At 60.2% G+C, this 8,101-nt stretch carries 8 protein-coding genes; 4 read left to right on the forward strand and 4 right to left on the reverse strand.

Annotation, left to right across the window (positions count from 1 at the left end; genetic code table 11):
• Positions 1-146 precede the first annotated feature (146 nt).
• A complete protein-coding gene (locus NKH59_RS28860; RefSeq protein ID WP_352922869.1) occupies positions 147-893 on the reverse strand; it encodes a Crp/Fnr family transcriptional regulator in 747 nt (248 codons plus the stop codon).
• Positions 894-1,047: 154 nt separating this feature from the next.
• On the opposite strand from NKH59_RS28860, the gene hemN reads away from it, so the two are divergent.
• The gene (hemN, locus tag NKH59_RS28865; RefSeq protein ID WP_352922867.1) at positions 1,048-2,397 is read left to right on the forward strand and encodes an oxygen-independent coproporphyrinogen III oxidase; all 1,350 of its coding nucleotides are present in this window, start codon (positions 1,048-1,050) and stop codon (positions 2,395-2,397) included.
• A 684-nt stretch (positions 2,398-3,081) separates the two neighbouring features.
• Positions 3,082-4,422 (forward strand): ISNCY family transposase, encoded by a 1,341-nt coding sequence (locus tag NKH59_RS28870; protein WP_352480272.1) that lies wholly within the window; start codon positions 3,082-3,084, stop codon positions 4,420-4,422.
• A gap of 196 nt (positions 4,423-4,618) precedes the next feature.
• On the opposite strand, the gene queE is transcribed toward NKH59_RS28870, so the two are convergent.
• Genes queE through queC form a run of 3 tightly spaced genes read right to left on the reverse strand, consistent with a single transcriptional unit; the run spans position 4,619 to position 6,404 of the window.
• Entirely contained in the window at positions 4,619-5,353 is a 735-nt protein-coding gene (gene queE / locus NKH59_RS28875) for a 7-carboxy-7-deazaguanine synthase QueE (protein WP_352813731.1), read from the reverse strand.
• Positions 5,350-5,706 (reverse strand): 6-carboxytetrahydropterin synthase QueD, encoded by a 357-nt coding sequence (gene queD / locus NKH59_RS28880; RefSeq protein ID WP_023722053.1) that lies wholly within the window; start codon positions 5,704-5,706, stop codon positions 5,350-5,352. Before queD ends, queE begins: the two co-directional genes overlap by 4 nt.
• Entirely contained in the window at positions 5,706-6,404 is a 699-nt protein-coding gene (gene queC, locus NKH59_RS28885) for a 7-cyano-7-deazaguanine synthase QueC (RefSeq protein ID WP_031194962.1), read from the reverse strand. Before queC ends, queD begins: the two co-directional genes overlap by 1 nt.
• A 611-nt stretch (positions 6,405-7,015) precedes the next feature.
• Here queC and NKH59_RS28890 point away from each other — a divergent pair.
• The gene (locus tag NKH59_RS28890; protein WP_352516156.1) at positions 7,016-7,405 is read left to right on the forward strand and encodes a hypothetical protein; all 390 of its coding nucleotides are present in this window, start codon (positions 7,016-7,018) and stop codon (positions 7,403-7,405) included.
• A gap of 33 nt (positions 7,406-7,438) precedes the next feature.
• A complete protein-coding gene (locus NKH59_RS28895) occupies positions 7,439-7,567 on the forward strand; it encodes a hypothetical protein (RefSeq protein WP_352516155.1) in 129 nt (42 codons plus the stop codon).
• Positions 7,568-8,101: the final 534 nt, after the last annotated feature.

The raw sequence follows: 8,101 nt of genomic DNA on the forward strand, positions 1-8,101 counted from the left end.
TTCGCCGACGAGTTGGCCGAAACGCACCTGGCTCATCCGATCGGATGGAGAGCGGGCTATCGCTATGCGACTTCTTCTAAGCCCAACGCGAGCATGCCCTGCCCCGAACGAAGTAAGTGACGTAGGCCATGCAGCTTCGGTGTCATTCAAACGGCGGTTGCGCCTCGGCCGCCGCAGCGCCGTTCCAGCCGGCTCATGCTGTCCACGGTGACACGGCGGTTGTTCTCGATCCGAATCACGCCGTCCATTCTCAGGCTGGTCAGCTGACGGCTCACGGTCTCGTTTGTAATTCCAAGGAAATCAGAGATGTCGGCACGCGTCATCGGCAGCTCGAAGCGCGCCGAGCTGGCCGCCGGGTCAACACTGGAACCGATGTTCCGGGCGATCATGAGGAGAAAGCTCGCCACCTTCTCCGGTGCGGTCTTGCGCCCCAGAGTCACCATCCATTCGCGTGCCTCGTCGAGTTCGTTCAGCGCCTGCTTGAGCAGGCGATGCACAAATTCCGGTGATTCCTTCATCATCCGTTCGATGGCCGCTCTCGGAAACGAGCATAGCGAGACAGCTGTTGCCGCTTCCGCATTGATCGCACTTTTCATCTTGAAGGGCCGTCCCAGAAAATCCGGCGCGAACTGGAGACCGACGATCTGCTGGCGGCCGTCCGAAAGGCTCTTCGTCAGCTTCACCACGCCTGAAAGCACGTTTGAATAACAGTCGACCGCCTCGGCGTCGCCGATCAGTTCGACCCCCGGCTCGATATTGTGCCGCGACGACGTCTTGGCGAGCTGAGCCAAATGGTCTGGTTCGAGCGCACCACAGACACCGCGGTGCCGTGCCTCGCAAGACAGGCAAAGAACGGGAATGCCGGAACTGTGAATGTCCTGCCGTAATGTCATTCGATCGCTCTACCGGTCCAGTGCGGGCAGGATAGCAATCGACGGTAGAAAAATCCTTGCGGCAGTTTGTCCGTGCTGAAGGTTGATCGAAATCAGGGCTTAGGCTCATCCAAGCATCCACAGTTCCGGCGACGCAAACACGGTGGACCACGACATGCGACTGCAGCTAGCTGCCAGACTTGGCGAGAACGTCCCGCGCTATACCAGTTATCCGACAGCGCCGCATTTTCATACAGGCATTGATGCTGCAATTTGTCGTGGCTGGCTGCAGGCGCTCAACGATGGCGATGAGATCTCGCTCTATCTGCACATCCCGTATTGCGACAAGCTTTGCTGGTTCTGCGCTTGCCACACCAAGCAGACACGCCACTACGAACCAGTGACCACATATCTGCGCTCACTGCATGCCGAGATCGCAACCGTCTCCAGTCTTGTCGCAGGCAAGGGCCGCGTGCGTGCCGTCCATTTCGGCGGCGGTTCGCCGACGATGCTCAAACCGGAAGATATCGTGGCGCTGGGAACCGTCCTGCGCAACAGCTTCACCTTTCTCCCCGGTGCAAAGATCAGCGTTGAGATCGAACCCAACGATATGGACGATGCCCGCCTCGATGCACTTGCCGAAATCGGCATGACAAGGGCGAGCCTCGGCGTCCAGGATTTCGACCCGAAGGTGCAGAAAGCGATCAACCGCGAGCAGGGCTTTCTGCAGACCAAGACGGTTGTTGATGGCGTTCGTTCGCGCGGCGTCGAATCGGTCAATCTCGATCTGCTCTACGGCCTGCCGCATCAGACCAGGGAGAGCGTCGCCTTCACGGTTGCACAGGCACTGACCCTGGAACCGGATCGGATCGCGCTTTTTGGCTACGCCCATGTGCCGTGGTTCAAGAAACATCAGACGATGATCGACGAGGCCTGGCTGCCGGGTCCGGCGGAGCGGTTTGCCCAATCGCAATTGGCAGCGCGGGCGATCATGGACCAGGGATACGAAGCAATCGGGCTCGATCATTTCGCCAAACCGGGCGATGCCCTCGCGCTTGCCGCCCGCGCAGGAACACTGCGCCGGAACTTTCAGGGCTACACCGAGGATCGCTGCGAGACCTTGATCGGCCTTGGCCCGTCATCCATCAGCCAGTTTCGCCAGGGCTATGCACAGAACATGCCTTCGACCGCCGAGTATGGGCGCATGGTCGAGAACGGCGGGCTGGCTGCGGTCCGTGGCATTGCGCTTTCCGAAGACGACCGTGTTCGCGGCTGGATCATCGAGCGGCTGATGTGTGACTTCGGCTTCTCGGCGATCGTACTGGTGGAGCGCTTTGGCAAAGCCGGCCAAAGACTTCTCGTCCGAGCGAGTTCCACGGCCCTCCAAGATCCTGCGCGGTTGCTTGAACTTGATGGTGACCGCTTCGTCGTGCCTGCGGAAAGCCGGCCCTTTGTCAGGAGCATCGCGGCAAAGTTCGACAAATATTTCGAAAGTGGAACGGCCAGGCACTCAGCGGCAGTCTGAGCACCGCAGAGGAACGGTCATGGTTCTCAGTCGATCGTGAACCGATTGCGCTATGTTTTTCACTGTTGACTGCCGACCGTCGTGTCAAGACAGGATTCGGAGCGGACCAGACGCGTCTTGGCATAGCGACGATATCGTCCGGTCGTGCCTTCCGGCGCCGTATTCCATTCCGCAGTCCCTAAAGCGCCACGTCCGGCCTGTTTTCTGTATCGGAAGCAGTCGACAATCGTCCTGGCCAGATCATGGTTGTCGGCCAACAGCTCCCTTCGGCCTTGCAACAAGAATCCGCAAGGACCGTGCCAGCTGCAGCGGGCGCCGCCGCATCGCACCACCATACTATCCACGCGTGGCTCGCGCTAACCTTATTGGTTCGCGCTAGGGACGCCCGTCGAAACCGAGCCTCGGCAACAATCCGAGTCGTAAGCGGCTGGCCACGCTCCTGGTGCCGGTGGCAGAAGTCCGCAAGCACCCCGGCAGCGCCGTCAAGCGTGGGACAACCCGTCCACCCGAATATCCGCCGGCGCAGTTTCAGTGAAAAGCGGGCCTAGGCTAGTTTCCATCCATAAACGGCAACTGTTTGATTTTGTTTAGTGAATCGTAGCTTTGCGCGAGCGAGGCCCGGCGGTTTCAGGTATCTTGGATCATGCCACTGAGTCCAAATCCCTGCCACCGCCGGAGCCGACAATGCGCCAAGAACGCACCGTCCAAGCCAATATATTCGATGTTTTCGCCACGCACGAGATCGGCCACGAGTTGAAGGCGATGTCGCGATGGCTGGACGAGCATCGCAATCTGCTTGGCTTGGTGGCCCGCGATTTGGTCCGGGTCGGCGTCAAGGCTACGGGACGGCAGGGCCTGCCGGCCGAAGCGGTGTTGCGCTGCGCGATCCTCAAGCAGTACCGGCAACTAAGCTACCAGGAGCTGGCGTTCCATCTTGAGGACTCCGCCTCGTTTCGCGCCTTTGCCCGCCTGCCATGGTCGTGGAGCCCACAGAAGTCGGTGCTGCAAAAGACGATCAGCGCGATCCGGCCCGAGACCTGGGAGGCGATCAATCGGACGCTGCTGTCGAGCGCGCGGCAAGCGAGGCTGGAAGATGGCGCGGTGGTGCGGCTGGACAGCACCGTGACCTCGGCACTCATACACGAGCCGAGCGACAGCAGCCTGCTTTGGGATGCTGTGCGGGTCATGGTGCGCCTGCTGAAGCGGGCCGATACCTTGGTCGGCGGCTCCGGCTCATCATGGTGCGATCATTGCCGCGCAGCCAAGAAGCGCAACCGCAAAATCCAGTTCACGCGCGGTCGGCCCAATCGGGTCCAACTCTACCGCGAGCTGATCGCAATCACCCGCGCGACCTTGGCCTATCTGAAGCAGACGAGCGAGCGACTGGTAGTGGCGAGCACTCCGTCCATCGCACTGTGGCAGGCTCAGGTTCGTCACTTTCGGCCGCTGATCGAACGCATCATCAGACAGAGCGAGCGGCGGGTGTTGGCCGGCGAGCCGGTGCCAGCCGGCGAGAAGTTGGTCAGCCTGTTCGAATCGCATGCCGATATCATCGTCAAAGGCAGTCGCGACACCGAGTACGGCCACAAACTCAACCTGACCACCGGCAGGAGCGGCATGATCCTCGATCTGGTGATCGAGAAAGGCAACCCGGCCGACAGCGACCGCTTGCTGCCGATGCTGGAGCGTCACATCGACCTCTATGGTCAAGCGCCGCGGCAAGCGGCGGCCGATGGCGGCTTCGCCACCCGCGACAACCTGGCCACAGCGAAGGCGTGGGGCGTCTCCGACATGGCCTTCCATAAGAAGGCCGGCCTCAGGATCGAGGACATGGTCAGAAGCAAGTGGGTCTATCGCAAGCTCCGCAACTTCCGCGCCGGCATCGAAGCCGGCATCTCTTGCCTCAAACGCGCTTACGGCCTGGCACGCTGCACCTGGCGCGGGCTTGACCACTTCAAGGCCTACGTCTGGTCCTCGGTCGTGGCCTACAACCTCGTCCTCTTCACTCGTCTCAAGTCAACCTGATTCCGCGCAAGGTATCGCGCTTGCGTCGCGCCGGCCATTTGCCGGCCCTCATGGCGTGCGCCTGATGTGCCGATGACATCATTTTCTCGACAATCAGCGCTCCTAACCCTGACTATGTCCGTCAAAAGGCCTATCCAGTACGGCACAAGCCATTGTAAACGCTGCAAAATGCGCTCGTTTGTGGACGGAAACTAGGCTAGACGGCTCTCTTGTTACCCCAGAGCATAACGTGCAGCTGCGGCAGCACACGGGCTTCGAACCACCTGTCGCGGGTCACGGCATCAACCAGCCACTCCATGCGCTTCAATATTCCGTCAAGGTCGACAGGAGCGTCTTCATTTGCGGGGCGTGGCGGCGTGTGATTGCCGGGTTGCAGATAGATCGGAAGTCGCGGAAATCTCGCAGCGGCGTCTTTCGCGTAGGCGTAGTCCCTTTCGTCGAAAACAATGAGCTTGAGCACGACTTGCGGCCTGCCTTGTGCCGCCTGGAGGCACGCCTCGAAAGCGGCCCAATCGGTCGTCATTTGGCTTGACGGCGGCTTTGGGCTGAGGACTAGCACGTCAAGGTCGGCAAACCAGCCCCTGGCCACCGAACCTTGGGTTTCCAGCGCAAAACGGTAACCTTCACCATGGCCTCGCTCGATGAGCGCGCCGAGCGGCTGGATGGCCGGATTGCCGCCTGACAGCGATACCATCAGCGGGCGGCCACCGGAAAGCGCAAGCACGTTTTGCCACACCGCGCCAATGGACATCATCTCCCATTCATGCCGGAATTGATTGTCCACCGCATGCAGGCTGTCGCACCAGGAACAGCGATAGTCACACCCGCCGGTTCTGACGAAGACCGTGGGCAAACCGATGAGCACGCCCTCGCCCTGGATCGTCGGCCCGAAAATCTCACTCACGCGGATTGCGGGATGCGTATCGGTCATGGCCGGTATTCCGCCCAGGTTTTCGGCGTTTCGCTCACCCGCACGGCCGAGGTTTCGCGCAGGCGTGCCTTGCACCATTCATAAAAATGTCTGGCCAGATATTCCGCCGTGACTTGCTCATGTCCCAGCACGTCGTTGAGATGTCGGTGGTCGAAGCTCTCGTCGATGTAGCGTTTGAATGGCGCCAAATCGTGATAGTCGCGCACGAAGCCGTTGTCGTTCAGTCCATTCGCTGAAAGCTCCACTTCAACGATGTAGTTATGCCCGTGCAGGCGCGCGCATTGGTGATCGGGTGGCAACGAGGTGAGCTGATGCGAGGCTGAGAAGTGGAATTCCTTGGTGATGCGGAACATTACGCGGTCCTCCTTCGCAGCGCATCGAGCCAGAAGTCGGAGTCCTCGTAGTCGGTGGGGTCCGGCTGCCCAGAGAGATGAAACGCCTCGCGCCGCTCGACGCAGGTCCCGCACCTCCCGCAGTGACGCTCGGCGCCCTTGTAGCAGGACCAGGTCTGCGCAAACGGCGTGCCGTATGCTGCTCCATTCCTAACAATGTCCGCCTTCGTGAGATTCACATAGGGTGCATAAATGCGAATCTCCGCGTAGCCGTCGAGCGCGTGGTCCTGCATCATCTGGAAAGCGTCGATGAAGGCCGGACGGCAGTCGGGATAAATGAAATGATCCCCACCATGCACGGCCGTCGCCACCGCCTCAGCGCCGTGCGCTGCGGCGAAGCCGAAGGCAATGGCCAACATGATGGCGTTCCGGTTCGGCACCACCGTGACCTTCATCGTGTCTTCGGCGTAGTGCCCGTCGGGCACGTCCACATTATCGGTCAGCGCGGAGCCGGAAAGGCCGCCGCCGATCTCGTGGATGTCGATGATGCGGTGCGGGACGCTCAGTCGCTCCGCGCAAAGGGCGGCGAAGCCCAATTCCTTCCTATGCCGTTGGCCGTAATCGAAAGATAGGAGGCCGGCGAGTTCGTGCTCCGCTGCCACCTTGTGAGCAAGGGTAACGGAGTCCAATCCGCCGGAGCAGACGACGAGAGTCTTCATTTTTGGGTCCTTGTTTTAACCGGGTAGGCTGCGACCGGAGATTTCTCTGCGCTCCCAGTACTTCAGGAAATCCATTTTGTGAAGTGAACGGGGGACGAGTTTCATGCGCTGACGTGCAGCTGTGTGCAAGGCGCCCTCGCGGTGAGCCTGCAAGGAACACTGACTAGCGAAACGTCACGCTTCAGCGGAATGCTCAAAGGCGAGCGCACCAGAATAAGCTCTGCAGGAGGTCCGGACCTTCGTAAACAAAGTTCTCGACGATCAAGCGCCCGGCGGTCCCGAGCTTCGAGGGACGCCACCGCGAGGGTTTCAGGTACAAGACGGCCCGAGGATGGGCTTGCCGCAAGAGAACGGACTTACCAGTGGGATGTTCAGCGACGCCGATGCAGATGTCTGGAATGATCACGACATCGAATGTCGCGGCAACTTTGGCTGGCCTGCTCCTCGGGTTCCGTAGATCCAGCGCATTCCGCATCAGGATCGGTTCGAACCGGAGCACGCCCTCGGTCAATGGACGACCGGCAAACCCTGAATGATCGGTCGTGAGCCGACATCTGTGAACAAGCGGTGTGGTCGATTGCTATCACCCATGTGTTACGCGCAGGTACCTTATGGCAGTGGATGAACTGGATTTGATGGTTTTACGGCTGGCCGTCGAAAGCGTCCGCTCGCTCTCCTTAAGCTTCGCTGAAAAGGCCGCCGAGGTAGCCACCAGGAGCCGCGGCATCCTGCTTTTCGACGTGCGGGTCGACGGTGATGCGGGGGTCCAGCGGGTCGCAGCCATCCGATATCAGGGCGACCAGATCGGCGTGCTGGCGTTGGACAGACAGGGCCTTGTTACCCACCATTGCATCGTCAACGGTACGTTCTCACATTTCACTGCGCCCTTGGAGAACTGGCACAGCATGCCCCTGTCGATGCAGGCCAAGATCGATGCCAACGGCCATGCCAGTCTCTTCCTAGGGGCCTTGCGAAATGCCGGACATTTGCTGGGCAGCTAGCATTTTGGCTAGAATGCACCTGTGAATTTTTGCATGCGCATCGCTGCCGACACCGCTGGCATGGTTGTCGTGCTCGAAAACGGCTGCGGCGATCCCGGCAAAGCGATCGCCGCGATGATGGCGATCTACGCGTGGGCGTTGCATCGATGCGCGATCTTTTAGACAGAGGTCTCCGCCTGGCATCGAGCAACATGCACGGAGGTACGCAAAGCGCAAATGCATCAAGTAGTTGAAGGGACGAGCCCCTCGCGCAAATGGAGCTTGCGCTGCCGTTGTCGTTCCATCGTGCCGCCGAACTCGGGGGCGTGACGATCGACCACGACGGCCTATTTTTTTGCAAAGCCGAATGTCCCGATTCCGAAGCCACAAAAAAAACTCCGATTACAGCGAAGAATAGTAACAACACGGGCGACGCAAGCCGCCTTGCCCTCTAGCAGGGGAGGTGCTTGCGGTGCTCTCACCGACACAAGATCGCAAATGGCACGTGGGTGAGCACCAGAACTGGCGACACGCATGGTGATCGGCTTGACTCGCTGGAGGAAGCACAAGGCCTCAGTGGGCGGAGGCGCCAGCGACGGTCGAATACTGGCTGGCTGCTCGGGATCTGATCGGAAATGACGTAGGATTTGGTTGCTTAAGCCGATCCGAACCATTTCCCGGAGACCACACCCACCATGAACGATCTTGCGCTGCCGC

The sequence above is a fragment of the Mesorhizobium sp. M0998 genome, from assembly GCF_040318885.1.
GTDB lineage: Bacteria > Pseudomonadota > Alphaproteobacteria > Rhizobiales > Rhizobiaceae > Mesorhizobium.